At 67.8% G+C, this 25,557-nt stretch carries 26 protein-coding genes and 2 pseudogenes; 13 read left to right on the top strand and 15 right to left on the bottom strand.

Annotated elements, in window-relative coordinates; all coding sequences use genetic code 11:
- Positions 1-16: 16 nt before the first annotated feature.
- From C0J29_RS20845 to C0J29_RS20825, 5 genes are all read right to left on the bottom strand, one after another.
- A complete protein-coding gene (locus tag C0J29_RS20845; protein ID WP_065043303.1) occupies positions 17-1,135 on the bottom strand; it encodes an acyl-CoA dehydrogenase family protein in 1,119 nt (372 codons plus the stop codon).
- Positions 1,136-1,142: 7 nt separating this feature from the next.
- Complete coding sequence (locus tag C0J29_RS20840; protein ID WP_120793430.1) at positions 1,143-2,300, bottom strand: acyl-CoA dehydrogenase family protein; 1,158 nt, start codon at positions 2,298-2,300, stop codon at positions 1,143-1,145.
- A gap of 124 nt (positions 2,301-2,424) precedes the next feature.
- Positions 2,425-2,685, bottom strand: a complete 261-nt coding sequence (locus tag C0J29_RS20835) for a DUF3618 domain-containing protein (protein WP_065043305.1) — start codon at positions 2,683-2,685, stop codon at positions 2,425-2,427.
- On the bottom strand, positions 2,672-3,094 hold the full coding sequence (locus C0J29_RS20830) for a phage holin family protein (RefSeq protein WP_065043306.1): 423 nt from the start codon (positions 3,092-3,094) through the stop codon (positions 2,672-2,674). The genes C0J29_RS20835 and C0J29_RS20830 overlap by 14 nt, the downstream gene beginning before the upstream one ends.
- Positions 3,095-3,098: 4 nt before the next feature.
- Positions 3,099-3,893 carry an SDR family NAD(P)-dependent oxidoreductase gene (locus C0J29_RS20825; RefSeq protein ID WP_065043307.1) on the bottom strand — a complete coding sequence of 265 codons (795 nt, stop codon included), beginning with the start codon at positions 3,891-3,893 and terminating at the stop codon, positions 3,099-3,101.
- A gap of 141 nt (positions 3,894-4,034) precedes the next feature.
- Here C0J29_RS20825 and C0J29_RS20820 point away from each other — a divergent pair, with 141 nt between their 5' ends.
- Genes C0J29_RS20820 through holA form a run of 3 tightly spaced genes read left to right on the top strand, consistent with a single transcriptional unit; the run spans position 4,035 to position 7,411 of the window.
- Positions 4,035-4,868 (top strand): ComEA family DNA-binding protein, encoded by an 834-nt coding sequence (locus C0J29_RS20820; RefSeq protein ID WP_065043308.1) that lies wholly within the window; start codon positions 4,035-4,037, stop codon positions 4,866-4,868.
- 44 nt (positions 4,869-4,912) lie between these two features.
- Positions 4,913-6,421 carry a ComEC/Rec2 family competence protein gene (locus tag C0J29_RS20815; protein ID WP_120794868.1) on the top strand — a complete coding sequence of 503 codons (1,509 nt, stop codon included), beginning with the start codon at positions 4,913-4,915 and terminating at the stop codon, positions 6,419-6,421.
- Positions 6,422-6,451: 30 nt separating this feature from the next.
- Positions 6,452-7,411, top strand: coding sequence for a DNA polymerase III subunit delta (gene holA, locus C0J29_RS20810; protein ID WP_120794869.1), 960 nt, complete (start codon positions 6,452-6,454; stop codon positions 7,409-7,411).
- A 28-nt stretch (positions 7,412-7,439) separates the two neighbouring features.
- On the opposite strand, the gene rpsT is transcribed toward holA, so the two are convergent.
- The gene (gene rpsT, locus C0J29_RS20805; RefSeq protein WP_055580355.1) at positions 7,440-7,703 is read right to left on the bottom strand and encodes a 30S ribosomal protein S20; all 264 of its coding nucleotides are present in this window, start codon (positions 7,701-7,703) and stop codon (positions 7,440-7,442) included.
- Between the two features lie 141 nt (positions 7,704-7,844).
- Between rpsT and C0J29_RS20800 the strand changes: the two genes are divergently transcribed.
- From C0J29_RS20800 to C0J29_RS20790, 3 genes are read left to right on the top strand one after another with little or no spacing between them, the layout of a single operon-like run.
- Positions 7,845-9,539, top strand: a complete 1,695-nt coding sequence (locus tag C0J29_RS20800; protein ID WP_120793429.1) for a circularly permuted type 2 ATP-grasp protein — start codon at positions 7,845-7,847, stop codon at positions 9,537-9,539.
- Positions 9,539-10,525 carry an alpha-E domain-containing protein gene (locus tag C0J29_RS20795; protein ID WP_065163521.1) on the top strand — a complete coding sequence of 329 codons (987 nt, stop codon included), beginning with the start codon at positions 9,539-9,541 and terminating at the stop codon, positions 10,523-10,525. Before C0J29_RS20800 ends, C0J29_RS20795 begins: the two co-directional genes overlap by 1 nt.
- A complete protein-coding gene (locus C0J29_RS20790) occupies positions 10,525-11,364 on the top strand; it encodes a transglutaminase family protein (protein WP_120793428.1) in 840 nt (279 codons plus the stop codon). Before C0J29_RS20795 ends, C0J29_RS20790 begins: the two co-directional genes overlap by 1 nt.
- A gap of 7 nt (positions 11,365-11,371) precedes the next feature.
- Here C0J29_RS20790 and C0J29_RS20785 read toward each other — a convergent pair whose 3' ends face one another.
- From C0J29_RS20785 to C0J29_RS20775, 3 genes and pseudogenes are all read right to left on the bottom strand, one after another.
- Positions 11,372-11,701, bottom strand: a complete 330-nt coding sequence (locus C0J29_RS20785) for a PE family protein (RefSeq protein WP_082994215.1) — start codon at positions 11,699-11,701, stop codon at positions 11,372-11,374.
- Positions 11,702-12,335: 634 nt separating this feature from the next.
- Positions 12,336-13,217 (bottom strand): annotated as a pseudogene (locus C0J29_RS34990) (PE family protein); the annotation flags it as partial.
- 120 nt (positions 13,218-13,337) lie between these two features.
- Positions 13,338-14,180, bottom strand: coding sequence for a ribonuclease Z (locus C0J29_RS20775; protein ID WP_120794867.1), 843 nt, complete (start codon positions 14,178-14,180; stop codon positions 13,338-13,340).
- Between the two features lie 141 nt (positions 14,181-14,321).
- Between C0J29_RS20775 and C0J29_RS20770 the strand changes: the two genes are divergently transcribed.
- Positions 14,322-14,750 carry a CBS domain-containing protein gene (locus C0J29_RS20770; protein ID WP_065043315.1) on the top strand — a complete coding sequence of 143 codons (429 nt, stop codon included), beginning with the start codon at positions 14,322-14,324 and terminating at the stop codon, positions 14,748-14,750.
- A 119-nt stretch (positions 14,751-14,869) separates the two neighbouring features.
- Here the strand turns inward: C0J29_RS20770 and C0J29_RS20765 are convergent, their stop codons facing one another.
- Positions 14,870-15,481 carry a type II toxin-antitoxin system PemK/MazF family toxin gene (locus C0J29_RS20765; RefSeq protein WP_065043316.1) on the bottom strand — a complete coding sequence of 204 codons (612 nt, stop codon included), beginning with the start codon at positions 15,479-15,481 and terminating at the stop codon, positions 14,870-14,872.
- Between C0J29_RS20765 and lepA the strand changes: the two genes are divergently transcribed.
- On the top strand, positions 15,475-17,412 hold the full coding sequence (gene lepA / locus C0J29_RS20760) for a translation elongation factor 4 (RefSeq protein WP_120793426.1): 1,938 nt from the start codon (positions 15,475-15,477) through the stop codon (positions 17,410-17,412). The two genes, C0J29_RS20765 and lepA, sit on opposite strands and share 7 nt — an antisense overlap.
- Before the next feature lie 15 nt (positions 17,413-17,427).
- On the opposite strand, the gene C0J29_RS20755 is transcribed toward lepA, so the two are convergent.
- Together C0J29_RS20755 and C0J29_RS20750 are read right to left on the bottom strand one after the other, a co-directional pair.
- Positions 17,428-17,859: a hypothetical protein gene (locus C0J29_RS20755; protein WP_065043317.1), complete on the bottom strand. Its 432-nt coding sequence runs from the start codon at positions 17,857-17,859 to the stop codon at positions 17,428-17,430.
- Positions 17,860-17,876: 17 nt separating this feature from the next.
- Positions 17,877-19,829: a glycoside hydrolase family 15 protein gene (locus tag C0J29_RS20750; RefSeq protein WP_162951633.1), complete on the bottom strand. Its 1,953-nt coding sequence runs from the start codon at positions 19,827-19,829 to the stop codon at positions 17,877-17,879.
- A gap of 200 nt (positions 19,830-20,029) precedes the next feature.
- Between C0J29_RS20750 and C0J29_RS20745 the strand changes: the two genes are divergently transcribed.
- The 5 genes from C0J29_RS20745 to C0J29_RS20725 all read left to right on the top strand — a co-directional run bounded on the left by C0J29_RS20745 (position 20,030) and on the right by C0J29_RS20725 (position 24,379).
- Entirely contained in the window at positions 20,030-20,233 is a 204-nt protein-coding gene (locus tag C0J29_RS20745; RefSeq protein ID WP_120793425.1) for a hypothetical protein, read from the top strand.
- A gap of 350 nt (positions 20,234-20,583) precedes the next feature.
- Positions 20,584-21,624, top strand: coding sequence for a sulfate ABC transporter substrate-binding protein (locus C0J29_RS20740; RefSeq protein ID WP_065163516.1), 1,041 nt, complete (start codon positions 20,584-20,586; stop codon positions 21,622-21,624).
- Positions 21,621-22,493: a sulfate ABC transporter permease subunit CysT gene (gene cysT, locus C0J29_RS20735; protein ID WP_065043320.1), complete on the top strand. Its 873-nt coding sequence runs from the start codon at positions 21,621-21,623 to the stop codon at positions 22,491-22,493. Before C0J29_RS20740 ends, cysT begins: the two co-directional genes overlap by 4 nt.
- A complete protein-coding gene (gene cysW, locus C0J29_RS20730; protein ID WP_065043321.1) occupies positions 22,490-23,302 on the top strand; it encodes a sulfate ABC transporter permease subunit CysW in 813 nt (270 codons plus the stop codon). Before cysT ends, cysW begins: the two co-directional genes overlap by 4 nt.
- 24 nt (positions 23,303-23,326) lie before the next feature.
- A complete protein-coding gene (locus tag C0J29_RS20725; protein WP_065163514.1) occupies positions 23,327-24,379 on the top strand; it encodes a sulfate/molybdate ABC transporter ATP-binding protein in 1,053 nt (350 codons plus the stop codon).
- Between the two features lie 16 nt (positions 24,380-24,395).
- Here the strand turns inward: C0J29_RS20725 and C0J29_RS20720 are convergent, their stop codons facing one another.
- The 3 genes and pseudogenes from C0J29_RS20720 to C0J29_RS34835 form a co-directional block, all read right to left on the bottom strand.
- On the bottom strand, positions 24,396-24,632 hold the full coding sequence (locus C0J29_RS20720; RefSeq protein ID WP_082977815.1) for a DUF6480 family protein: 237 nt from the start codon (positions 24,630-24,632) through the stop codon (positions 24,396-24,398).
- 138 nt (positions 24,633-24,770) lie between these two features.
- Positions 24,771-25,505 carry a sirohydrochlorin chelatase gene (locus tag C0J29_RS20715; protein WP_371872423.1) on the bottom strand — a complete coding sequence of 245 codons (735 nt, stop codon included), beginning with the start codon at positions 25,503-25,505 and terminating at the stop codon, positions 24,771-24,773.
- Positions 25,489-25,557, bottom strand: a pseudogene (locus tag C0J29_RS34835) (16S rRNA (guanine(966)-N(2))-methyltransferase RsmD); the annotation flags it as partial. The gene C0J29_RS20715 and the pseudogene C0J29_RS34835, both read right to left, overlap by 17 nt.

Raw genomic sequence — 25,557 nt, 5'->3', positions numbered from 1 at the left:
CGCGTCAGGCATCGGCTCAGAGCTTGGCTAAGTCGTATTCGCCGAGGTGCGTTATGAGGACCCGCAACTGATCCGCCGTGGAACCCAGCGTCTGATCGATCGCGGTAAGCCGGGCCGTGTAGTGGCCCACCGGGTATTCGGCGGTCATGCCGATGCCGCCGTGCAACTGGATCGCCTCCTGCCCGATGTGCCGGCCCGAGCGGCCGATTTGCAGCTTGGCGCGCGCGGCGATCACCGGGTCGTAGTTGCCGTCGGCGATCGACATGGCCGCGTACAGATTCATGCTGCGCGCCAGTTCCAGCGACACGTACATGTCGGCGGCCCGCTGCGTGAGCGTCTGGAACTTGTTGAGGGTGACCCCGAACTGCTTGCGGGTCTTCAGGTATTCGGTGGTCAGGCGAAGCGCTTCCTCCATGGCGCCCATCGCCTCCGCGCACAGCGCCGACTGGATCCGGATGATGGCGTTGGCGATGGCCTGACAGGCATCGCCGCCGTCGCCCAGTGGTTGCGCCGCGGCTTCGTCCAGATCGATCTGAGCGCCGCGCTGCCCGTCGAAGGTTCGGAACGGCGCACGCGTGACGGTGGTGTTGTCCTGGGAGGCGTCAACCAGGAACAACCCGGTGCCGCCGTCCGGCAGTGCCGCACTGACCACCAGCGTTTCGGCGCAGTCGCCGGCTAGGACGGGGTTCTTACGCCCGCTGATCGTCCACGAATCACCTTGCTGCACAGCGTGAGTCGCCGGTTGTACCGACCCGCCGCGCTGACCAGGCTCCTGGTGGGCGAAGGCCAGCAGCCGCTGGCCCGCGGCGACCTCGTCGAGCAGTTCTTTCTGCGCGTCGTTGCCGAGTTCGGCGATCAGCGAACCGGGCGCCAGCGCGGCGTGCACGATCGGTTCGGGCGCCAGCCGGCGTCCGACCTCGATGAGCACCGCCATGATCTCCAGCTGCCCGGCCTCCTCGGGCTCGAACCCGAGGCCCAGGATCCCGATCTCCGCGAGCTGGTTCCACACCTCGCGGCTCCAGCCCAGCTCCGTGTCGATCGCCTTGTTGCGGCTTTCGGCGTCGTAGCTTCGCGACAGCAGTTCCCGGGTCGTGTCGCGCAGCAGTGCCTGCTCTTCGCTCAACTGAAAGTCCATGACAGCCTCACAATCCGAGAATGGTCGAGGAGATGATGTTGCGCTGCACCTCGTTGCTACCGCCGTAGATCGAGGTCTTGCGGTAGTTGAGGTAGGTCGGTGCACTGGCCTGCGCCCACTGGGGGGAGGCGATGCCGTCCCCGCCCACCGGCAGCGCGTCGGGACCGGCGACCTCGACCATCAGTTCGGTGGCGATCTGCTGCAGTTGGCTGCCGCGCAGCTTCAGCACGGACGACGCCGGGTTGGGTTTGCCACCCGCGGAACTCGACACCACCCGGGCCTGGGTGAGTTCCAGTGCGAGCACCTCGTTTTCGGCCTCGGCCAGCCGTGCCGCGAACAGCGGGTCCTCGAGCAGCCCGTTCTCGGCGGCATGCCGCTTCACCTCCGCGAGGCGCACTTTGGTGCGGCCCACCTGGGCGATGCCGGTGCGCTCGTTGCCGAGCAGGAACTTCGCGTAGCTCCAGCCCTGATTCTCTTCTCCGACAAGCTGATTGGCCGGCACGCGAGCGTCGGAAAAGAACACCTCGTTGACCTCGACGCTGCCGTCGATCAACTTGATCGACCGCAGCGTGATGCCCGGGGTGTCCATCGACATCAGCAGGAACGAGATGCCGGCCTGGCGTTTGGGTGCCTGGGGGTCGGTGCGAACCAGGCAGAAGATCCAGTCCGCGTACTGGCCGAGCGTCGTCCAGGTCTTCTGGCCGTTGACGACGTAGCTGTCGCCGTCGCGGACCGCGGTGGTGCGCAGGGAGGCCAGATCGGATCCGGCTTCGGGCTCGGAGAAGCCCTGGCACCACCAGATATCCAGGTTTGCCGTCGGCGGCAGGAACCGTTCCTTGACCTCCTGCGAGCCGAACTCGGCGATCACCGGGCCCACCATCTTGGTGTTGAAGTTCAACGGCTCCGGGACGCTGGCCAACTGCATCTCGTCGGTCCAGATCTGAAACTGGGTGGGCGTCCAGTCTTTTCCGCCCCATTCGACGGGCCAGCTCGGCACCGCGATCCCGTGCTCATGCAGCCGTTTGTGAGTGGCGACGATCTCGTCGCGCGTCAAGTGCCCACCGTCGCGGACCCGCTCGCGGATGTCGACCGGGATCTCGGTGGTGAAGAAGGTCCGCAGTTCGTCGCGGAACGCGGCTTCGTCGGGCGTGAGCGCCAGCTTCATCGGCAGCCTCCTGTGTCCGGGGTGGCCGCCGGCGCAGGGGTTACGGCGGTCCTGTACTGCACGTTAGGCGCTGCGCGGCAGCATTGGCCAACCGGGTGGTGGGTTGACGGTGAACGGCGAGTCCTCAGCTGCGCCGGCGTCGCCACCACAGCAGGGCGACCAGGGCGACCCCGACGGCCGAGGCGGCCAGGATCAGCGTTGGTTGTGCGGCGCGGGCTGTTTCTTTCGCCCGCTGGGGAACGTTGGCCTTGGCCGCGAGAGCTTCGACGGTGCCGCTCAGTTGGCTACGGGTGCGCTCGATGTCGCGCTCGATGTCGTCCATGTCGGCGTCCGGCCCCGGCTCGGCCGGCTGGGCTGCGGACGGTGTGCGGTCAGGTTCGGCCATGGCGGGCGCCCTTCACTTCCTGGAGGTCCTTTTTGACGCTGGCGACGGTCTGCGGCGCGGCGGGGGTCACCTCTTTGGTCTGCCGCCTGCTCAACAGCGCCGTCACGCCGGCGACGGCCAGCAGCGCTGCGCCCACGATCAGTGCGGCCGCCCACGTCGGGAGCACCACAGCCAGCCCGGCGATCGCGGCCGCGATCAGACTCGCCACCCCGAAGAACGCCAGCAACCCGGCCGCGCCGAACAGGCCCGCGCCGGCACCGGCGTGCTTGGCCGATTGCGCGAGTTCCTTTTGCGCCAACCGCATTTCGTCGCGGACCAGACGTGAAGTCTGGGCAGAGAGTTGAGATACCAGCTCGCCGATCGACGCGTCGGCGTTGGGCCCGGTGTCCGTCCCGGCATTCACGCTCATCGGTTTACCTCCGTACTTCCTCACTGCGGACCGGCGTCGACATCACCCGGTTGGCCACGGCCTTGACCGAGTCGGGCAGCAGCCTGTTGGAGATGCCCATGGCTTTGGTCAGCATGGATTCCGCGACGACCTTGCGGTCGCCGTCCATCAACGCGTCGAAGCCCTCTCTGGCGACTTCGGCCGGGTCGTCTTTGCGGTTCATGCGGCCCATCCGGGTGCCCGCCATGCCCGCGCGGCGGAAGAAGTTGGTGTCGGTGGGCCCGGGCATCAGAGCCGTGACCGTGACGCCGGTGTCGCGCAACTCGTCGTGCAGCGCTTCGGACAGCGACTGAATGAACGACTTGGACGCGTTGTACACCGCCTGGTAGGAACCGGGCATCGTCGAGGCGATGGACGACGTGAACAGCACCTTTCCGCTGTTGCGCCGCACCATGTCGGGCAGCACCAACTTAGCCAGATGCACGGTGGACCGCACGTTCAGGTCGATGAGGGCCAGCGCATCCTGCACGGTGCTGTCCAGGAATGCCCCGCCGAGTCCCACGCCGGCATTCAGCGCCGCCACGTCCAGCGGTCGACCCTCGGTGCTGACCTGCCGGTAGAGCTCTTCCACTCCCTTGCCGGTGCGCAGGTCCACTTGAATGGAGCGGATGTTGACGCCCGAACGCCCGAGTTTCTGTGCGGCGTCGTGGATGCCGGAGTCATCCGCCGCGATCATGAGGTCGTAGCCGTGCTCGGCGAACCGCCTGGCCAACTCCAGGCCGATCCCACTCGATGCGCCGGTGATCAAAGCCAAACCCATGGCGTCGTGGCTACCCGCCGAATGCGTCCCCAAACGTGCTCGGCCAGACGCTTTTCCACAGTTCCGGATTGATCCACAGTCGGCCCGGCCGGCGCGGCGGCGCGCGCCACGTGCGACGGTGGCCGGACATACCGTCACGGCATGCGAACCGAACTACCCGCCGAGCGACTGCAGCGACGGCTGGCCGGCGACCCTGATCCGCATCCCGCCGACGCCGAATCGGAGCCCGACGAAGACGACCCGAATTCATTGTTGCCGCGGTGGCTTCCCGACGCTGCCGCGCAACGGAACTGGATGGCTCGCTTGCGCGCCGACCCCGGCCGTGCCGGCGCCATCGCGCTCGCGGTGATCGCCGCGCTCGCGGTGCTCATCACCGTCTTCACGGTGGCCCGCGACCGGCCGCCGCCGGTCACGTCGGCCAAACTTCCACCGGTGGAACGGGTTTCGTCACGTAGCCCCGGGGCCTCGACCACTCCGGGGCCAGACCGGCCGGTGGTGGTCAGCGTCGTCGGCCTCGTGCACAAGCCGGGACTGGTCACCCTGGCACCGGGCGCGCGGATCGCCGATGCGCTGCAGGCCGCCGGGGGACCGGTTGACGGCGCCGATACCATCGGACTCAATATGGCCCGGCCACTGGGTGACGGTGAACAGATCGTGGTCGGGCTGGCGCCGGCTCCGGGCAAGCCGGCGGTGCTGGGCAGCTCCGTCGGCGCCGGCGGCCCGGCCGCGCAGTCGCCTTCGGCCGCGCCGAGCACCTCCGGAAAACCCAGGGCAGGCCCCAGGGACGCGCTCGACCTGAACACCGCCACCGCCGAGCAACTGGATGGACTGCCCGGGGTGGGGCCCGTCACGGCCGCGGCGATCGTTGCCTGGCGCCAGACCCACGGGCGGTTCACCAGCGTGGATCAACTCGCCGAGGTCGACGGAATCGGGCAGGCGCGGTTGGACAAACTGCGTTCGCTGGTCCGTGTCTGATCCGCGTGCAGCAGCCGCAGCGCGAGCCGGCCGAGCGCCTGGATGTGCGGCTGGTCCCGGCCGCGCTGACCGGATGGATCGTGACGGCCGCGGGCACGGTATGGCCGGCCGGCGCGGCGCTGGCCGCATGCTGCGCGGTGGTGGCCGCCGCGGCCGCAGTGCTGTGGCGGCGGGTGCGGTGCCGACCGGCGCCTGCCGCGATCTGCGCCGGGTTGATGGCGGTCGGTGTGGTCGGCGCGGGGTACGGGATGGCGATCGCCGTGCGCGCCGACGCGGTCGCTCACCACCCGATCGCCGCGGCCTTCGGCACCGTGGCGCCCGTGACCGTGGTCCCGAGCGAGAGCCCGCGGCCGTTGCCACGGGGCCGGTTGATGTTCCGGGCCACCCTGCAACGGCTCCGCGATGACGAAATAACCGGTCGTGTAACGGTTTTCGCGAGCGCCGCCGATTTCGGTGAGTCGGCAGACGAGGTGATGGTGGGCCGGTCGATGCGGTTTACCGCGCGCATCACCCGGCCGAACCGTCGCGATCTGACGGTCGCGGTGCTGACCGCGACCGGCCGGCCGGAGGTGGGCCACGCCCCCGCGGTGTACCGGGCTGCGCACACCGTCCGCGGCCGGTTCGCGGCGGCGGTGCGCCGGGTGCTGCCCACCGATCAGGCTGCGATGTTGCCCGCTCTGGTGCTCGGCGACACGTCGCTGGTTTCCAGCGTCACCAGCGGGGAGTTCCGGGTGGCGGGCATGAGCCATCTGACGGCCGTATCGGGGGCCAACGTCACGATCGTGTGCGCCGCGATGCTGTTGTCGGCGCGGCTGGTGGGGCCGCGGCCGGCCGTGCTGTTGGCCGCGCTGGCCCTGGTTGCCTTCGTCTTCGTCGTGCAGCCGACGGCCAGCGTGCTGCGGGCGGCCGTGATGGGCGCCATCGCGCTGGTGGCGATGCTGTCTTCCCGCCGGCGTCAGGCTGTCCCGGCGCTGTCGGCGACCGTACTGGTGTTGTTGGTGATGGCTCCGCAGTTGGCCGTCGACCTGGGGTTCGCGCTGTCGGTGGTCGCCACCGGAGCACTGGTGGTGGTGGCGCCGGGCTGGTCTCGCCGGCTGGTCGGGCGGGGCTGGCCGAAACCGCTGGCGGATGCGGTCGCGGTCGCCGGAGCGGCCCAGGTGGTGACCGCGCCGCTGGTCGCCGCCATCTCCGGCCGGTTCAGCCTGGTGGCCGTGCTGGCGAACCTGGTGGTGGCACCGGCGGTCGCCCCGATCACCGTGCTGGGCACCGCGGCTGCTGCGCTGGCGGTCTGCTGGCCGTCCGCAGCCCAGCTGCTGATCCGGTTCACCGGACCCGAGGTGTGGTGGGTGCTGCACGTCGCCCACTGGGCCGCCGGCGTTCCGGGCGCGAGCGTGCCGGTGCCGGCCGGAGCGGCCGGGCTGCTGGTGGTCGGCGGCGCGACCGTACCGATCATCGTGCTGGCGCGACGGCGTGGTGGTCGCGTCGCGCTGGCCTGGGTGACAGCCGGGTGTGCGCTGGCCTGGTCGGTGTCGGCAGCCGTCGTACCCCCGTGACACCATGCTGGGGTGAGCGAGGATTCGTCGTTGCACCTGGTTCTGGGGGAAGAGGAACTGCTGATCGAGCGGGCCGTCGCCCAGATACTGCGGTCGGCGCGCAAGCGGGCCGGCGCGGGCGCGGACTCAGGGATCGCCGACGTCCCGGTCAATCGGATGCGGGCAGGTGACGTCAGCACCTATGAGCTGACCGAACTGCTGAGCCCGTCGCTGTTCGCCGAGGAGCGGATCATCGTGCTCGAAGCCGCCGGCGAGGCGGGCAAGGACGCGGCCGCCCTGGTGGCTTCGGCCGCCGCGGACCTCCCCGCCGGCACGGTGCTGGTGGTGGTGCACTCCGGCGGTGGGCGGGCCAAGGCGCTGGTTTCGGATCTGCGGTCCCTTGGTGCCCGGGAGCACCCGTGCGCGCGGATCACCAAGGCCGGCGAGCGCAGCGACTTCGTCCGCGGCGAGTTCCGCGCGTTGAAGGTCAGGGTCGACGACGAGACCGTGACGGCGCTGCTGGATGCCGTGGGCTCCGATATCCGGGAGCTCGCGTCCGCGTGTTCGCAACTGGTCGCCGACACCGGCGGGGTGGTCGATGCCGTCGCAGTCCGGCGCTACCACAGCGGCAAGGCCGAGGTGAAGGGCTTCGACATCGCCGACAAGGCCGTCACCGGCGATGTCGCCGGCGCCGCCGAGGCGCTGCGGTGGGCGATGCTGCGCGGCGAGCCGCTCGTGGTGCTGGCCGACGCGCTCGCGGAGGCGATCCACACCATCGGCGTGGTGATGCCGCTGTCCGGCGACCCGTACCGGCTGGCCGGACAACTCAAGATGCCGCCGTGGCGGGTGCAGAAGGCGCAGAAGCAGGCCCGGCGATGGTCGCGCGATCGATTGGCTGTCGCGTCGCGGGTGGTCGCCACCCTGAACGCGAATGTGAAGGGGGCCGTCGTGGACGCCGACTACGCGCTGGAGTCCGCCGTACGGCAAGTGGCGGAGTTGGCCTCGAACTGACGGCCCCGCGGGGTTAGCGGGAGAACACTCAGCCGAGCTTGTTGAGCGAGCGCGCCAGCGCCGACTTCTTGTTGGCGGCCTGGTTCTTGTGGATCACGCCCTTGCTGGCGGCCTTGTCCAGCTTGCGGCTGGTGGCCTGCAGCAGCTCGGCCGCCTTCTCCTTCTCGCCTGCGTGGGTGGCCTCGCGGAAGGCGCGGATGGCCGTGCGGAGCGAAGACTTCACCGACTTGTTGCGCAGCCGCGCGCGCTCGTTAGTGCGGTTGCGCTTCTGCTGCGACTTGATGTTGGCCACGCTTCAGTTCCCTATTCCGTTTCGTTTTGGCTTTGCTCGGGGTACCTGCAACCCGACAGCGACTGCTCAGGTTATCAGTCGGTTACGTTTTCGCCCAAAAGCGGAACTCTCGGTCTGCCGGGATGGGGGAATTGAGGCAGCATGACACAGGTGAGTCTTCCGAACCAGATCGAGGCAACCCAGCGCCGGTCGCGCGTCCGTTCCGAGCGCATCTTCGAGGGCTACAACACCTCAGATGCGTATTCGGCCGCCTTCGACGAGATGTTCGACGCTCAGGGCAACGTCCGGGGCCCGTACAAGGGCATCTACGCCGAGCTCGCGCCCACCGACGCCTCCGAACTGAAGGCCAGGGCCGACGCGCTGGGCCGGGCGTTCATCGATCAGGGCATCACGTTCTCCCTGTCCGGCCAGGAACGGCCGTTTCCGCTGGACCTGGTGCCGCGGGTCATTTCGGCTGCCGAGTGGACCCGGCTCGAGCGCGGCATCACGCAGCGGGTCAAAGCCCTCGAGATGTACCTCGACGACATCTACGGCGACCAGGACATCCTGCGGGACGGAGTGATCCCGCGCCGGCTGATCACCTCGTGCGAGCACTTCCACCGCGAGGCGGTGGGAATCGTCCCGCCCAACGGGGTGCGGATCCACGTCGCCGGCATCGACCTGATCCGCGACGACAAGGGCGATTTCCGCGTCCTCGAGGACAACCTGCGTTCGCCGTCGGGTGTGTCGTACGTCATGGAAAACCGGCGCACGATGGCGCGTGTCTTCCCCAATCTGTTCGCCACCCACCGGGTGCGGACCGTCGACGACTATTCCGCGCACCTGCTGCGCGCGCTGCGCAACTCCGCGGCCACCAACGAGGCCGATCCCACCGTGGTGGTGCTGACTCCGGGCGTCTACAACTCCGCCTACTTCGAGCACTCGCTGCTGGCCCGCCAGATGGGCGTCGAACTGGTCGAGGGCCGCGACCTGTTCTGCCGCGACAACCAGGTCTACATGCGCACCACCGAGGGGGAGCGCCAGGTCGACGTGATCTACCGGCGCATCGACGACGCCTTCCTGGACCCGCTGCAGTTCCGGGCCGACTCGGTGCTCGGGGTGGCCGGGTTGGTCAACGCCGCACGCGCCGGCAACGTCGTCATCTCCAGCTCGATCGGCAACGGGGTCGGTGACGACAAGCTCGTCTACACCTACGTGCCCACCATCATCGAGTACTACCTCGGCGAGAAGCCGTTGCTCGCCAACGTGGACACCTATCGCTGCTGGCTCGACGACGAACGCGAAGAGGTGCTGGACCGGGTCCACGAGCTGGTGATCAAGCCGGTGGAGGGCTCCGGCGGGTACGGCATCGTATTCGGCCCGGAAGCCTCCGACAAAGAACTCGCCGCGATCAGCAAGAAGATCCGCGACGATCCACGTGCCTGGATCGCCCAACCCATGATGGAGCTCTCGACCGTCCCCACCCGGATCGAAGGCAGTCTGGCGCCGCGCTACGTCGACCTGCGGCCGTTCGCCGTCAACGACGGCAACGAGGTGTGGGTGCTCCCCGGGGGGTTGACCCGGACCGCGCTGGTCGAGGGATCCCGGGTGGTGAACTCCAGTCAGGGCGGCGGTTCGAAGGACACCTGGGTGCTGGCACCGCGTACCTCGGTGGCCGCCCGCGAGCTGGGCCGCGCCCAGGTCGTGCGGTCGCTACCCCGCTCGGTGCCCGAACAGCACCCCGAGACCGGAAGGACGGCACAGACCCAGCCGCAGCAGCAGCCGCACCAGCCGCTGGACGAGCCCCCGAAGAAGGAACAGCAGCAACAGCAGCAGCAGCAGAGGGCGATCGACTGATGCTGGCCCGCAACGCGGAGGCGCTGTACTGGATCGGCCGCTACGTCGAACGCGCCGACGACACCGCACGCATTCTCGATGTCGCCGTGCACCATCTGCTCGAGGATTCCAGCGTCGACCCCGACCAGGCTTCCCGGCTGCTGCTGAAGGTGCTCGGCATCGAACCGCCCGACCACCGCCTGGATGTCTGGTCGTTGACGGACCTGGTGGCCTTCAGCCCCAATACCGAAGGCGGCTGCTCGATCGTCGACGCGATTTCGGCGGCTCGGGAGAATGCGCGGTCGGCCCGCGAAGTCACCTCCAGTGAGACCTGGGAGTGCATCAACACCACCTACCACGCGCTGCCCGAACGGGAGCGTGCTGCCAAACGTCTTGGGCCGCACGAATTCCTGTCGTTCATCGAAGGCCGTGCGGCGATGTTCGCCGGGCTCGCCGACTCCACGCTGTCCCGCGACGACGGTTACCGATTCATGGTGCTGGGACGCGCGATCGAACGCGTGGACATGACGGTGCGGCTGTTGCTGTCCAGGGTCGGGGACAGTGCGTCGTCCCCGGCCTGGGTCACGCTGTTGCGCTCGGCCGGTGCGCACGACACCTATCTGCGCACCTACCGCGGCGCGATGGACGCCAGCCGGGTGGTCGAATTCATGTTGCTGGACCGGCTTTTCCCCCGCTCGGTCTTCTACTCGCTGAGGCTGGCCGAACACAACCTCGAGGAACTGCTGCACAACCCGCAGAGCCGCATCGGGGCCACCACCGAGGCTCAGCGGCTACTCGGTCAGGCGCGCAGCGAGCTGGAGTTCGTCCAGCCCGGGGTGCTGCTCGAAACGCTGGAGAATCGCCTCGGGGGCCTACAACGAACCTGTCGAGATGTCGGAGATGCGTTGGCGCTGCAGTACTTTCACGCTGCGCCCTGGGTGGCGTGGACGGATGCCGGGCAGCGTGACGTGTTGGCTGAAACGCTGGAAACTCAAGGAGAATCCTGATGTGGCGGATGCGGGTGGTGCACACCACCGGATACGCGTACCGGTCACCGGTGACGGCGTCCTACAACGAGGCGCGGCTCACGCCGCGTTCCAATACCCGGCAGAACGTCGTGCTCAACCGGGTGGAGACCATCCCGGCCACCCGGTCCTACCGCTACATCGACTATTGGGGGACGGCCGTCACCGCCTTCGACCTGCACGCCCCGCACACCGAGTTGACGGTGACGTCGTCCTCGGTGGTGGAGACCGAGCGGCCCGAGGCGCCGGCGACGAAGACGAGTTGGGAGGAGCTGCAATCGGCGGCCGTCATCGACCGCTTCGACGAGGTGCTGCGGCCCACCGACTACACGCCGACCAGCAAACGTGTTGCCGCCGTGGGCAAACGGATCACCAAGAATCACGACCCGGGCGAGGCCGTCATCGCCGCCTCCCAATGGGCGCGCAGTGAACTGGATTATCTGCCCGGTACCACCGGTGTGCGTTCGTCGGGCCTGGATGCGCTGGAGCAGGGCAAGGGCGTGTGTCAGGATTTCGCCCACCTGACGCTGATTTTGTTGCGCAGCATGGGAATTCCCGGACGGTACGTGTCCGGGTATCTGCACCCCAAGCGCGACGCCGTGATCGGCAAGACCGTGGCGGGCCGCAGCCACGCCTGGATCCAGGCGTGGGTGGGTGGCTGGTTGAACTACGACCCGACCAATGACACCGAGATCACCGAGCAGTACATCAGCGTGGGCGTCGGTCGCGACTACGCCGACGTGTCGCCGCTGAAAGGGATCTACTCCGGGCTGGGCGCGACCGACCTCGACGTGGAAGTCGAGATCACGCGGTTGGCCTAGTGCTCCGTCAGGCCGACGGGCCCAGCAGGTCCCGGACGCCTTGCAGCGACGAGGCTGCGGCGGCTTCCGCGTTGCTGTAGGCGGCGCCCCCGGCGTTCAATGCCTGGACGAACTGGTCGTGGAAGTTCGACATCTGAGCGCTGATGTCCTGGTAGCCCTGAGCGTGCGCGTTCCAGAACGACGCGATGGCCGCGGAGACCTGATCGGCGGCAGAGGCGGGAACTCCTGCGGTCTGTTGCGCCGTCGCCGTGTTGGAGTCGCCGATGACGGCGCCGATGCGGGCGAGGTCGCTCGCCGCGGCGGCCATCGCCGCTGGGCCTGCGACAAACCACGACATCCGGCAAACCTCGAGTTCGGTAACGGGCGACGACGGAAGTCCGCCGGTTCGCCTCGCTAACTATTATTACGCGCTCCGAGAGCTTACCGCTGCACAAATTTTGTATTCGAATGCGTGTTCAGCCGTGTTGGCCGGGGCTACCGAGGATGCCAGGTGCACCACCGGCCCCACCTGCACCATTGGTGCCACCGGCCACAGCGGTGCCGCCCGGACCGCCGTTCCCGCCGTTGCCGATGAAGCGGGCATCCCCGCCGGCGCCGCCCGGTCCGCCGCCCGCGCTGCCTGCGATTCCGACGCCGCCGGCGCCGCCATTGCCGCCGCTGCCGATAATGAACGCACCTTCGCCGCCCTGGCCGCCGAAGCCGCCGCCGATTCCGCCGCCCGATCCGCCATTGCCGCCATTGCCGGCGAAGCCGAACAATCCGGCCCCGGCGCCGGTGCCGCCGGTACCCCCACCGGTGACGCCTGCGCCGCCGTCGCCGCCGTTGCCGGCCCAGCCGAAGATTACCGCCGAGCGACCGCCTGCTCCGCCGGTGCCGCCGAATGCCGTGCTGCCGTTGCCGCCGTGGCCTCCCGCGCCGCCGTTGCCGAACGCGTACCCGGAGGCGCCACCCTCGCCCCCGTCACCGCCGAAGTTGCCGGCTCCGCCGCCTCCGCCGAGACCGCCGTTGCCGAACAGCGCGCCGCCGCTGCCGCCATTACCGCCCAGCCCGCCGGCGGCCGCGCCCGAACCGCCGGCCCCACCCACGCCGCCGTTGCCGAACACCTGCGCGTCGCCGCCCAGCCCGCCGACGCCCCCTGCGGCGCTCAAGCTGCCGACGCCACCGGCGCCACCGGCGCCGCCGTTGCCGTAGAACAGGCCGCCCGTGCCGCCGTTTCCGCCGATTCCGCCCAGAACCGTTGCCCCGGCGACGCCGCCGGTCCCACCGGCGCCGCCCCCGCCGAGTAGCCACGCGTTACCACCGGCGCCACCGGCCGCACCGAGGCCCCCGGCGCCGCCCGCGCCGCCGTTGCCGATCAGGCCGGCCGCCCCGCCTGCACCTCCGCCAACCCCGGCCGCCGTGCTGGTGCCCCCGGCGCCGCCGTTGCCGTAGAGAAGTCCGCCGGCGCCGCCCGCCGTCCCGACACCTGCGGCGTTGGTGACGCCGGCGGCGCCGTCACCGATCAGCGGCCGTCCGAGCAGCTGCTGCGTGGGCGCATTGATCACACCGAGCAGATCCTGCAGCGGCGACGCGGCCGCCGCCTCCGCGTTGGCGTAGGCGGCGCCGCTGCTGGACAGCGCCTGGACGAACTGCTCGTGAAACGCCGACATCTGGGCGCTGATGTTCTGGTAGCCCTGCGCGTGCGATCCCCAGAACGCCGCTACCGCCGCCGAGACCTGGTCGGCCGCGGACGCCGGCACTCCGGCCGTTTGCAGAGCCGCGGCGATGTTGGCCTCACTGATCGTGGAGCCGACCCCTGCGAGGCTGTTCGCGGCAGCCGAGACTGCCTCCGGCCCCACGGCGAACCACGACATGCGGCACCTTTCGACGAATCGGCAGGAGCGGATAGTACCGCGATGTCAGCACGGAAACAGCCCTTTACAGCTGCATAAAGCTTTGGTGGCGCCGTCAGTGACGATGTCAGTGGAAGGCCGCTATTGCCGCGCCGAGACCTCGACCCGGTGCAGGTCGTCACCCACCTCCACGCGTCCGCCGAATTCAGTAGACGCCAGCGACCGCCACTGCTCCTCCTGGCCCGGCGCGATGGCGGGCACGTAGTGCGTCATGATCAGGGTGTCCACGCCCGCGCGAGCGGCGGTGGCCGCGGCCTCCTGCACCGACGAGTGGTAGTCGCAGACATCCTTGACCCGCTGCTGCGGAACCTGGGTCAGGATGTCCTTGCGGATCACGGTGTGCACCAAAGCATCTGCGCCAGAAGCTAATTCGTCCAGGGTGGGGCATGGCACCGTGTCGCCGGCCAGCACCACCGACGCGCCGTCGAACTCGATCCGGAATCCGATGGTGGGCGCGACCGGGCGGTGATCGGTCGGCGCCACCCGGATCGTCACGCCGTCGCGGTCCCACACCAGCCCGTCGGTGTGCTCATGGACCTCGATCGGTGGCGGTGCGTTCAGGTCGGCATGGTGGGCGATGCGGTAGCCGATGTCGTGGCCGAACGCCTTGAGCGTCGCCTCTACCACCTCGGCGGTGCCCGGCGGCCCGATGATTTGCAACGGCGGGGGATCCGGCGCGAAGTTGGTCACCCAACTGGTGATCAGTACGTCCCCGAGTTCGGCGATGTGGTCGCTGTGCAGGTGGGTGAGCAGCAGCGCCGAGAGGCCGGCGGCGCCCACGCCCACCGCCGCCGCACGCTGCAACACCCCACGGCCGCAATCCACCAGGAACACCTGGCCACCCGCACGCACCAGGGTGGCCGGTCCGGCGCGGTTGGGATCGGGGATGGGGCTTCCGGTTCCGAGCAGGGTCACCTCGATCATGGCCCCATCCTTGCAAGCCGACCCGGTGTTGTTCACCGCAATCGACCGATTCGGGTGCAGACGTGTTCAGGCGTGTCCTTTCCCGCCGGGCGAGTTAGTCGTAGCCTGTGTGAATCAGATCACCACCGACGGGAGGCATTGATGCGGATCGCGGACGTCTTGCGGAACAAGGGTGCGGCGGTGACGACGATCAACCCAGATGCGACGGTCCGGGAACTGCTTGCCGGTCTGGCCGAACAGAACATCGGCGCCATGGTGGTTATGGGTGACGAGGGCGTGGTCGGCATCGTGTCGGAGCGCGATGTCGTGCGCCAGTTGCATGTGCACGGTCCCAGCGTGCTGTCGCGCCCGGTGTCCAAGATCATGACCAGTGCCGTGGCCACCTGCACCAAGGGCGACACGGTGGACAGCATCAGCGTGCTGATGACAGAGAACCGGGTGCGTCACGTGCCGGTGCTCGACGGCCGCAAGCTGATCGGCATCGTCAGCATCGGCGACGTGGTCAAGACGCGCATGGGTGAACTCGAGGCGGAGCAGCAGCAGCTGCAGTCCTACATCACCCAGGGCTGAATTCGCCTGCGACCAAACCTCTTGCGCCGAACGTGAACTGACGGCGAGAAATCGCGCGCGAAATGTCGCCGTGGTTTCACGGTCGGCGACAGGGGCCGGGCAGCGGGACAGCAGACGACTCAGCGCCAGGAATACTCGGTACGCAGCCGGGCAGCGACCACCTCGAAGGTTTCGCGTTCCAGAATCGCGCCCTCGCGGCGGATACCCTCCTCGGGCACGTCGAGCACCCGGTCCAGGCGCACCCAGCTCGGCCGGCCCTCGTAGTCCCAGTCTCCCGAGCCGATGGCAACCCAGTCCCGATCGTCGGAGTGGCGTTCCTGGCTGGACAGCATGAGGCCCAGCAGGACACTGCGGTCGCGGCCCACCACCAGCACCGGCCGGTCTTTGCCGCGGGTCGGATCGTCCTCGTAGACCACCCAGGTCCAGACGATCTCGCCGGGATCGGCCCGACCGTCGAGGTCGGGTGAATACATCACTTTGCGGGCCCGCTGCGCAGTCGGGAAGCTCGTCTTGGTCACCGGCCGGCCGGCGGTGATCTCCGTCGGCGGCGCCGGCAGACCCATCGCCATGATGTTCGCGGTGACCTTCACCGCCTGCTGGATGGTCTTCAGCGTCTCCTGCGTGTTCTGCAGCCGCTGGACCACCCTCGGAGCCTCGTTGACCAAGTTCTCCGCGAACCGCTGGAACGTCCTCCACTGTGACTTGCCGGACGACTTCTTACCCGGTGCCATGCTCGCAGCATAACCGCGTGATTGTGTCCCGGCTGCCGCGCACCGATACGCTGGGCATACTCGTTGACCGCTCGACCAGGAGATTTCCCATCAGCAGTTTCGCTGACAAGACCTTCACCCCGCCGGCGCAGATTCGCAACTTCTGCATCATCGCTCACATCGACCACGGCAAGTCGACGCTGGCCGACCGGATGCTGCAGCTGACCGGGGTGGTCGACGAGCGCTCGATGCGCGCCCAGTACCTGGACCGGATGGACATCGAGCGCGAGCGCGGCATCACCATCAAGGCGCAGAACGTGCGGCTGCCCTGGAAGTTAGATGAAACCGAGTACGTGCTGCATCTCATCGACACGCCCGGCCACGTCGACTTCACCTACGAGGTCTCCCGCGCGCTGGAAGCCTGCGAGGGAGCCGTCCTGCTGGTCGACGCCGCTCAGGGCATCGAGGCGCAGACACTGGCCAACCTGTATCTGGCGCTGGACCGCGACCTGCACATCATTCCGGTGCTCAACAAGATCGACCTGCCGGCCGCCGACCCGGATCGGTACGCGGGCGAGATCGCGCACATCATCGGGTGCGAACCCGGCGACGTACTGCGCGTGTCCGGCAAGACCGGCGAGGGCGTCGCCGACCTGCTCGACCACGTGGTGCGCGAGGTGCCGCCGCCGCAGGGCGATGCCGACGCCCCCACCCGCGCCATGATCTTCGACTCCGTCTACGACATTTACCGCGGCGTGGTCACCTACGTCCGCGTGGTCGACGGCAAGATCACCCCGCGCGAACGCATCGCCATGATGTCCACCGGCGCCACCCACGAACTGCTCGAGGTCGGCATCGTCTCGCCCGAACCGAAGGCGTCGGCCGGCCTCGGCGTCGGCGAGGTGGGTTATCTGATCACCGGTGTCAAGGACGTCCGGCAGTCCAAAGTGGGTGACACGGTAACGACTGCCCGCCACGGCGCCACCGAAGCGCTGACCGGCTACCGCGAACCCAAACCCATGGTCTACTCCGGCCTCTATCCCGTTGACGGCAGCGACTATCCGAACCTGCGCGACGCCCTGGACAAGCTGCAACTCAACGACGCGGCCCTGACCTACGAGCCGGAAACCTCGGTGGCACTGGGCTTCGGGTTCCGCTGCGGATTCCTAGGCCTGTTGCACATGGAGATCACCCGGGAACGCCTCGAGCGCGAATTCGACCTGGACCTGATCTCGACCTCGCCCAACGTCGTTTACCGGGTGGAGAAAGAGGACAACACCGAGATAATCGTGACCAACCCGTCCGACTGGCCGGAGGGCAAGGTCCGCACCGTCTACGAACCCGTGGTGAAGACCACCATTATCGCGCCCAGCGAATTCATCGGCACCATCATGGAATTGAGCCAGTCCCGCCGCGGCGAGCTCGGCGGCATGGACTATCTGTCGCCCGAGCGGGTGGAGTTGCGCTACACCATGCCGTTGGGAGAGATCATCTTTGACTTCTTCGACTCGCTGAAGTCGCGCACCCGCGGCTACGCCAGCCTGGATTACGAGGAGGCCGGCGAGCAGGAAGCGCAACTGGTCAAGGTCGACATCTTGCTGCAGGGCGAGGCGGTCGACGCGTTCTCCGCCATCGTGCATAAGGATTCGGCCTTCGCCTACGGCAACAAGATGACCACCAAGCTCAAGGAGCTGATCCCGCGTCAGCAGTTCGAAGTGCCGGTCCAGGCCGCGATCGGCTCGAAAATCATTGCGCGCGAGAACATTAGGGCCATCCGTAAGGACGTGTTGTCCAAGTGCTACGGCGGTGACATCACCCGTAAGCGCAAACTGCTGGAAAAGCAGAAGGAGGGCAAGAAGCGGATGAAGACCATCGGCCGGGTCGACGTGCCGCAGGAAGCGTTCGTGGCCGCCCTGTCCAGCGAAGCCCCCGGGGACAAGGGCAAGAAATAGCAACGGTTTTCGCGCTCAGTTCGTGAGTTCGGTGAACAGCGCATGCCGGTATCCGGTGATGATGACGTTGCGGCTCAACTTGTATGGGATGTCCAGCAGATACAGCCGATAATTGAACTGGTCGTTCTGATACTGCCGCAGCGGCGGATGATTCTGAAACCGCGTCACGGGATCGGAAGTGGCAGGAACAGTTCGGTAACCGAGCCCCGCCAGTTCAGCGTCGAAATACCCGATGATGTCGGCTGTTTCAGCGTCGGTTGCGTAACCGCGCACCCGATAGGCGCTCGCTCCGAAGATCGCGTCGGATGTGTTGTCCTCGATGAGTTTTCCGGCGGGGTAAGTCAAGTCGAGCCCCGGAGCACCAGCCAGTGCACGCCGGCTCCCGCTGGCGGCGAACAGCACTAACGCCACCGCGGCGGCGATCAGCACGGCGACCGCCACCAGCACGGCGACGTGACGGGATCTCACACGGGCGCGTTGGCCGGCTGGAACGTTCCCGAACCGTCGGCCTCCTCTTCCGCCCTGATCACGTGGACCACCGCGTTGATCAGCGCCAGGTGGGTGAACGCCTGCGGGAAGTTGCCCAGGTGCCGGCCGGTGCGCGGCTCAATCTCCTCGGCGTACAGGTGCAACGGGCTGGCATAGGCGAGCAGTCGCTCGCACAGCCGCTTGGCGCGAGCCACCTCACCGATCTCGACCAGCGCCGACACCAGCCAGAACGAGCAGATGGTGAACGTGCCTTCCTCGCCGGACAGGCCGTCGTCGGTCTCGTGCACCCGGTACCGCAGCACCAGGCCTTCCTCGGTCAGTTCGTCGGCGATCGCCAGCACGGTCGCGCGCACCCGCGGATCGTCGGGCGGAAGGAACCGGGTCAGCACCACCAGCAGCAGTGATGCGTCGAGCGCGTCGCTGCCGTAGCGCTGGGTGAACACACCCCGGGAGTCCACGCCGTGCTCGAGGATATCGGCTTTGATCTCGTCGGCGATCTCCCGCCACTGCTGGGCATAACTCAGCTCACCCTGCTTATCGGCCAGCTTCGCACCGCGGTCCAGCGCCACCCAGCACATCACCTTCGACGACGTGAAGTGCTGTGGCTCGCCGCGCACCTCCCAAATCCCGCGGTCGGGCTCCCGCCAGTGCTTGATCGCTTCGTCCACCTGCTTTTTCAGCACCGGCCACAGCGTCTCGGGGACCTGCTCGCGAGACTTGGCGTGCAGGTAGAACGAGTCGAGCACCGAACCCCAGATGTCGTGTTGCACCTGGTCGTAGGCCCCGTTGCCGATGCGGACCGGGCGTGCGTGGTCGTAGCCGGAGAGGTGGTTGAGTTCTTCTTCGACCAGGCTGCGCTCGCCGCCGACCCCGTACATCACCTGCAGCGGGTGACGTTCGTTGCTGTTGGCGCCGGACACATCGGCGATGAACGCGAAGAAGTCGTCGGCCTCGCGGTCCAGGCCCAGCGTGTAGAGGCCCCACAAGGCGAACGTCGAGTCCCGGATCCAGGAGTAGCGGTAGTCCCAGTTGCGTTCCCCGTGCGGCGTCTCGGGCAGCGAGGTGGTGCTGGCCGCCAGCAGCGCACCGGTGGGCGAGTACGTCAACCCCTTCAGCGTCAGGGCGCTGCGCTGCAGGTAGGCCCGCCACGGGTGGTCCGGGAAGTTGCCGATGTTGATCCACTGCCGCCAGCACTCGGTGGTCTGCCACATCTTGTCGGCGGCCTCTTGATAGGTTTGCGGCGGCGGATGCTTGGTCCAGCTCAGCGCGACGAACACGTCGTCGCCCTCTTTCATCCGGGTACGGGCGCGCGCCTCGCGGCCCTCCAACCCGATCCGCAGGTTAGTCGTCAGCCGCAGCGTCGGGTGCGCGTCGGGCTGCTTGCTGGCCCGGGCGATGGCCTCGCCGTACGCGTTGGACGAGTATTCCCAGGTGGCGCCCAAGCGGTGGTAGTCGAACGCCGGTTCGCAACTCATCATCAGCTCGACGGTGCCGCTGACGCAGCGCACTGTGCGGAGCAAGATATGTTCGGCATCCCAGTCCATCGGGGTGCGGCGATGCGTCCGGGAACGCCGGTCGATGTCGTGCCACGGACCCATCACCAGTGCGTCGCGCACGATCAACCAGCCGGTATGGGTCTGCCAGGTGGTCTCCATGATCAGGCTGCCGGGTAGGTAGCGCCGCGCCGACGGCACCGAGACGCCGTAGGGGCCGAGCCGGAAATGGCCGGCGCTGCGGTCCAGGATCGCGCCGAACACGCTGGGGGAGTCCGGCCGCGGCACACATAGCCACTCCACCGAACCGGCCGGCGAGATCAGGCAGGTCGTCTCCCAGTCCGACAGGAAGGCGTAGTCGGCGATCGGCGGAAACGGGTTGCGCGACGACGAACTGGACGGGTACGGCGCGATCGATTCGATCTCGACGGGCATCGAAGGGTCGACCGTTTGAAGTTCAGTGGACGCGGAGATCGTTGGCGACTCCTCGACCAATGGGACCACCTCGTCATTAGCTGTATCAGCGGCATCGGGGTGCAGGGCCATCCCGACATCATCGACTGTGGACCCACTTCGCGTCCACCACTGCAACCGAGGTGTTACGTGGGCGCGAACGCACCCGGGCCAGGACTAGGGTGGTCACGGTGAACGGCTTCCTGAATTGGTGGGACGGCGTTGAGCTGTGGCTGTCCGGTCTGCCGTTCGTGCTGCAAGCCCTGGCGGTGATGCCGGTGGTACTCGGCCTGGCGTACCTGCTGGCGACGTTGCTGGACGCCGCGCTCGGCCGGGGCATCCAACTGTTGCGGCGCGCCCGGCACTCCGATGAGACCTCCGGATAACTTCGATGCCCCGTTCGCACGTCACCCTCGTTCTTGTTGCGCTCGTGGCGCTGGTCATCGTCACATGGCTGGTCACACATTGATTTGCCCGCCAAATTGCCAGCGGCGTGAACTCTGTTAGGCTTCGCGACATGCATGCCGCAGCTACGGTTTTGGAGCGCCGCGTTTCGGCGTCCGGCTGCGCCTCTTTCGCCGTGGTGAGTTGCGCCGCGGTCGACGCACGCTGTTGTCGCTGACTCCTGAACCCGTGTGCGGTCTGGGATGGAGTTCGTGATCTCCGTCGTTACTGACTAATCGCCTTTCCGCAGCACGGGACCGCAATCCGACAGTCCCGCACCGAGAGGCAATCAATGTCGCAGAGGTTCTCCGACATCAGATCGCGCTGGCGACAGTTCGCCGCCCTTGCGCTGATCACCGCTGTCGCTGCCGCGTGCAGCGGTGGTCCCAGCGATGTCGTCGGGGGCGGGGGGCTGGCCGACGCCAAGTCGAGCATTACGTTGGTCGCCTATTCGGTCGCCGAACCGGGCTGGAGCAAGGTGATCCCGGCGTTCAACGCCTCCGAAGAGGGCAAGGGTGTGCAGGTCATCACCTCCTTCGGCGCCTCCGGGGACCAGTCGCGCGGCGTCGCCGAAGGCAAGCCCGCCGACCTGGTCAACTTCTCCGTCGAACCGGACATCACCCGGCTGGTCAAGGGCGGCAAGGTCGCCAAGGACTGGGACACCGGCGCTACCAAGGGCATCCCGTTCGGTTCGGTGGTGACATTGGTGGTGCGCAAGGGAAATCCGAAGAACATCCACGATTGGGACGACCTGTTGCGGCCGGGCGTCGACGTGGTGACCCCCAGCCCGTTGAGCTCGGGTTCGGCGAAGTGGAATTTATTGGCCCCGTACGCCGTCAAGAGTGAGGGCGGTCGCAATGGCCAGGCCGGCATCGAGTTTGTCAATCGATTGGTGAGGGAACACGTCAAAATGCGTCCAGGCTCGGGACGAGAGGCGACGGACGTTTTTGTCCAGGGCAGTGGAGATGTGCTGATCAGTTACGAGAACGAGGCCATCGCCGCGGAGCGGGCCGGCAAACCGGTCGAACACGTCACGCCGCCACAGACATTCAAGATCGAGAACCCGATGGCGGTGCTGAGCACCAGCACTCATCTCGCTGCGGCCGTCGCCTTCAAGAACTTTCAGTACACCGCCGCGGCGCAGACGCTGTGGGCGAAGGCCGGTTTCCGGCCGGTCGATCCCTCCGTCGCGGCGGCGTTCCGCGATCAATTTCCGGTGCCGCTGAAGCTGTGGACCATCGCCGACCTCGGCGGTTGGGGCACCGTCGACCCGCAACTGTTCGACAAGAACTCGGGCAGCATCACCAAGATCTACACGCAGGCCACCGGATGACCGCCGTGACGACAACACCGAATCCCGAGGCGATCCGGCCGGAGCTCGACGCCGAGGCCGAAGCGCCGGCCGGCAGCCGCCCGGGCGGCACCTCGCTGCGCGTCGGCGTGGCGACCATCTGGCTGTCGGTGATCGTGCTGATGCCGTTGGCCGCCATCGTCTGGCAGGCCGTCGGCGGCGGCTGGGATGCCTTCCGGCTGGCGGTCACCTCGCACGCGGCGCTCGAGTCGCTGCGCGTGACGCTGACCATCTCCGCCGGGGTGACCCTGCTCAACACCGTGTTCGGCCTGCTGATCGCCTGGGTCCTGGTGCGCGACAACTTCTTTGGCAAGCGCATCGTCGACGCGGTGATCGACCTGCCGTTCGCGTTGCCGACCATCGTCGCCAGCCTGGTGATGCTGGCGCTGTACGGCAACCACAGCCCGGTCGGCCTACATCTGCAGCACACCGAGTGGGGTGTGGGCGTTGCGCTGGCATTCGTCACGTTGCCGTTCGTGGTGCGCGCCGTGCAACCGGTGCTGCTGGAGGTCGACAGGGAATCCGAGGAGGCCGCAGCTTCACTGGGTGCCAGTGGCCCGAAGATCTTCACCGCCGTGGTGCTGCCGGCTTTGTTGCCGGCCCTGTTGTCCGGTGCCGGACTGGCCTTTTCGCGCGCCATCGGTGAGTTCGGTTCGGTGGTGCTGATCGGCGGTGCGATACCCGGCAAGACCGAAGTGTCCTCGCAGTGGATCCGGACGTTGATCGAGAACGACGATCGCACCGGCGCTGCCGCGATATCCATTGTGCTGCTGTCGCTTTCATTCATTGTGCTGCTGGTGCTGCGCGTCGTCGGTTCGCGCGCGGCGCGGCGAGAGGAGGTGTCCGCGTGAACTCCTCCCGGACCGTCCGCTACCTGCTTCGTTACACCGCGCTGACGTATATCGTTGTACTGCTGCTCATTCCGGTGGCGCTGATCCTGTGGCGCACCTTCCAGCCCGGGCTGGGTCAGTTCTACGACTGGGTCAGTACGCCGGCCGCGGTGTCGGCGCTGAACCTGTCGCTGCTGGTGGTGGCGATCGTGGTGCCGCTGAATGTCGTATTCGGCATTCCGACGGCGCTGGTGCTCGCCCGCAACAGGTTCCGTGGCAAGGGCATTCTGCAGGCGGTCATCGACCTGCCGTTCGCGGTTTCGCCCGTGATCGTCGGCGTTGCGTTGATCGTGCTGTGGGGCAGTGCCGGCGCTCTGGGGTTCGTGGAGCGTGACCTCGGATTCAAGATCATTTTCGGTCTGCCCGGCATCGTGCTGGCGAGCATCTTCGTCACCCTGCCGTTCGTGGTGCGCGAAGTCGAACCGGTGCTGCACGAACTGGGCACCGATCAGGAGCAGGCCGCCGCGACGCTGGGTTCGGGATGGTGGCAGACCTTCTGGCGGATCACGCTGCCGTCCATCCGCTGGGGTCTGACCTACGGCATCGTGCTGACCGTCGCGCGGACCCTGGGTGAGTACGGCGCCGTCATCATGGTGTCGTCCAACCTGCCCGGGCAGTCGCAGACGCTGACCCTGCTGGTGTCCGATCGCTACAACCGTGGGGCGGAGTACGGCGCTTACGCCTTGTCGACGCTGTTGATGGGGGTCGCCGTGCTGGTGCTGATCGTTCAAGTGGTGCTCGACGCCCGTCGGGCAAAAGCAAGCAAATAGGCCGGGACAAGGGAGACTCGAATCATGACCGGGACCGACCAGGGCAAAAACGCGATCGTCGTGCGGGACGCCTACAAACACTATGGCGACTTCGTCGCCCTGGACCACGTGGACTTCGTGGTGCCCACCGGGTCACTCACCGCGCTGCTGGGCCCCAGCGGTTCGGGCAAGTCGACACTGTTGCGCACCATCGCCGGCCTCGACCAGCCCGACTCCGGAACCGTCACGATCAACGGCCGCGACGTCACCCGGGTGCCGCCGCAACGCCGCGGCATCGGCTTCGTGTTCCAGCACTACGCGGCCTTCAAGCACCTGACCGTGCGCAACAACGTCGCGTTCGGGTTGAAGATCCGCAAGCGTCCCAAGGCGGAGGTCAACGAGAAGGTGGACCATCTGCTGGAAGTGGTGGGGCTCAGCGGTTTTCAGAACCGCTATCCCAACCAGTTGTCCGGCGGTCAACGTCAGCGCATGGCGCTGGCCCGGGCACTGGCGGTCGACCCGGAGGTGCTGCTGCTCGATGAGCCGTTCGGCGCGCTGGACGCCAAGGTGCGCGAGGACCTGAGGTCCTGGTTGCGGCGCCTGCATGACGAGGTGCATGTCACGACCGTGCTGGTCACCCACGACCAGGCCGAGGCGCTGGATGTGGCGGACCGGATCGCCGTGCTCAACAAGGGCCGTATCGAGCAGATCGGCTCTCCGACAGACGTTTACGACGCGCCCCAGAACGCTTTCGTGATGTCCTTCCTGGGCGCGGTGTCGGCGCTCAACGGAGCACTGGTCCGCCCCCACGACATCCGGGTGGGCCGCAATCCAGAGATGGCGATCGCCGGCGGTGACGGCACGGCGGAGTCGATCGGTGTCGTGCGCGCCACCGTCGACCGGGTGGTGACGCTCGGATTCGAGGTCCGCGTCGAACTGACCAGCGCCGCCTCCGGGGGCCCGTTCACCGCCCAGATCACCCGGGGCGACGCCGAAGCGCTGGCCCTGAAGGAGGGCGACGAGGTGTACGTGCGCGCCACCCGGGTGCCGCCGATCGCCGACGAGGTGCCCGCGGAGTCGACGCTCACCTCGGCGTGATCGCCGGTTGAGCCGATTAAGGCAGGCTCGCCAGCATCCACAGCGCGACCCCGACAAAGATCAGGGCGAACACGATCACCGCGATGATGCTGGTCAGCACCAGCGGGGTGAGGATCCGTTTCGGGCGGGGCTGTTGCGCCGACACTCCTGAGGTCTGCGCCGAGTCGGGCGGGGTCGAGCCGGGCGGGACACCACCGCCGGGCTCGAGGCCCGGTACTTGAGCCGGATTGGGGTCTGGAGGCATAGCCGTCATGGGTGCGCGGGTACCCGGTCGCGCGCGCGTCACACCGATGGGGCGTTGCGTGGTTGAGCCTGCGCTCCTGGCGGGGTGTACTCGAACTTTGTCGCCACACGTGCAGACTCAGTGAGTCAGGGCGGCGGCTGAGGCAAATTACGCGGCGGCGCGCTCCGAAGCGGCCTGATCGAAGCGATCCAGGACCGTCTCGGCCACCAACGGATGCGCTCCCAGGGGCGCGGCCATCCTGACGCCCGCCTCGGCTGCGAAGCGCTCTACCCGGTCGGGTATGCGACCCGGGGCCAGGAACCACGGCGCGATGACCACCCGGCCGGCGCCCCGGTCGCGCAGCCGTTGCACCGACTCGGCCAACGAGGGCTCCCGATGCGTGGCGAACGCGGTTGACACTGCGGCCCAACGGGTTCCGGCCGCAAGCCGGGGCGCGACGTCGGCGGTCCGGGCATTTGCGGCCGCGTTCGACGACCCGATGGCCACCACCAGTACGCCCAGGGTGTCGTCGAGTCGGGAGGCTCCCGACTCGATCACCCGCCGGCGCGCCACCGAGATCAGCCGGTCGTCCTCACCGAGCACGGCGGCCTGCCGGATCCGGTCACCGACCGCACACTGGGCGATCTGGGCGGGAATGTCGACGCGGGCATGGTAGGCATCGGCGAGCAGCAGGGGAGTGACGACGGCCTCGGCCGGGCACGCGTTCAGCACCTCGACCAGTCCCGGCGCATTGTGCTCACAGAAGGCGACCCGCACATCCAGGCCCGGACGCAGGCGCGCCACCTGATGCGCGACGGCCCGCGCGTTGGCTGCCGAACGAGGGTCCGCGCTGCCGTGCGCGGTCAAAACCAGCGTCGTCTGGATGGCGCCGCTCCTCCTCATCGCTTCGTCCCCCGCAAGCGGGAGGTGCCCCCACTGCATCGTCGCCGGCGCG

The sequence above is a fragment of the Mycobacterium paragordonae genome, assembly GCF_003614435.1.
Classification (GTDB): domain Bacteria; phylum Actinomycetota; class Actinomycetes; order Mycobacteriales; family Mycobacteriaceae; genus Mycobacterium; species Mycobacterium paragordonae.
The sequence above is the reverse complement of the archived record's forward strand: the minus strand, read 5'-3'. Positions and strand labels throughout refer to the sequence as shown.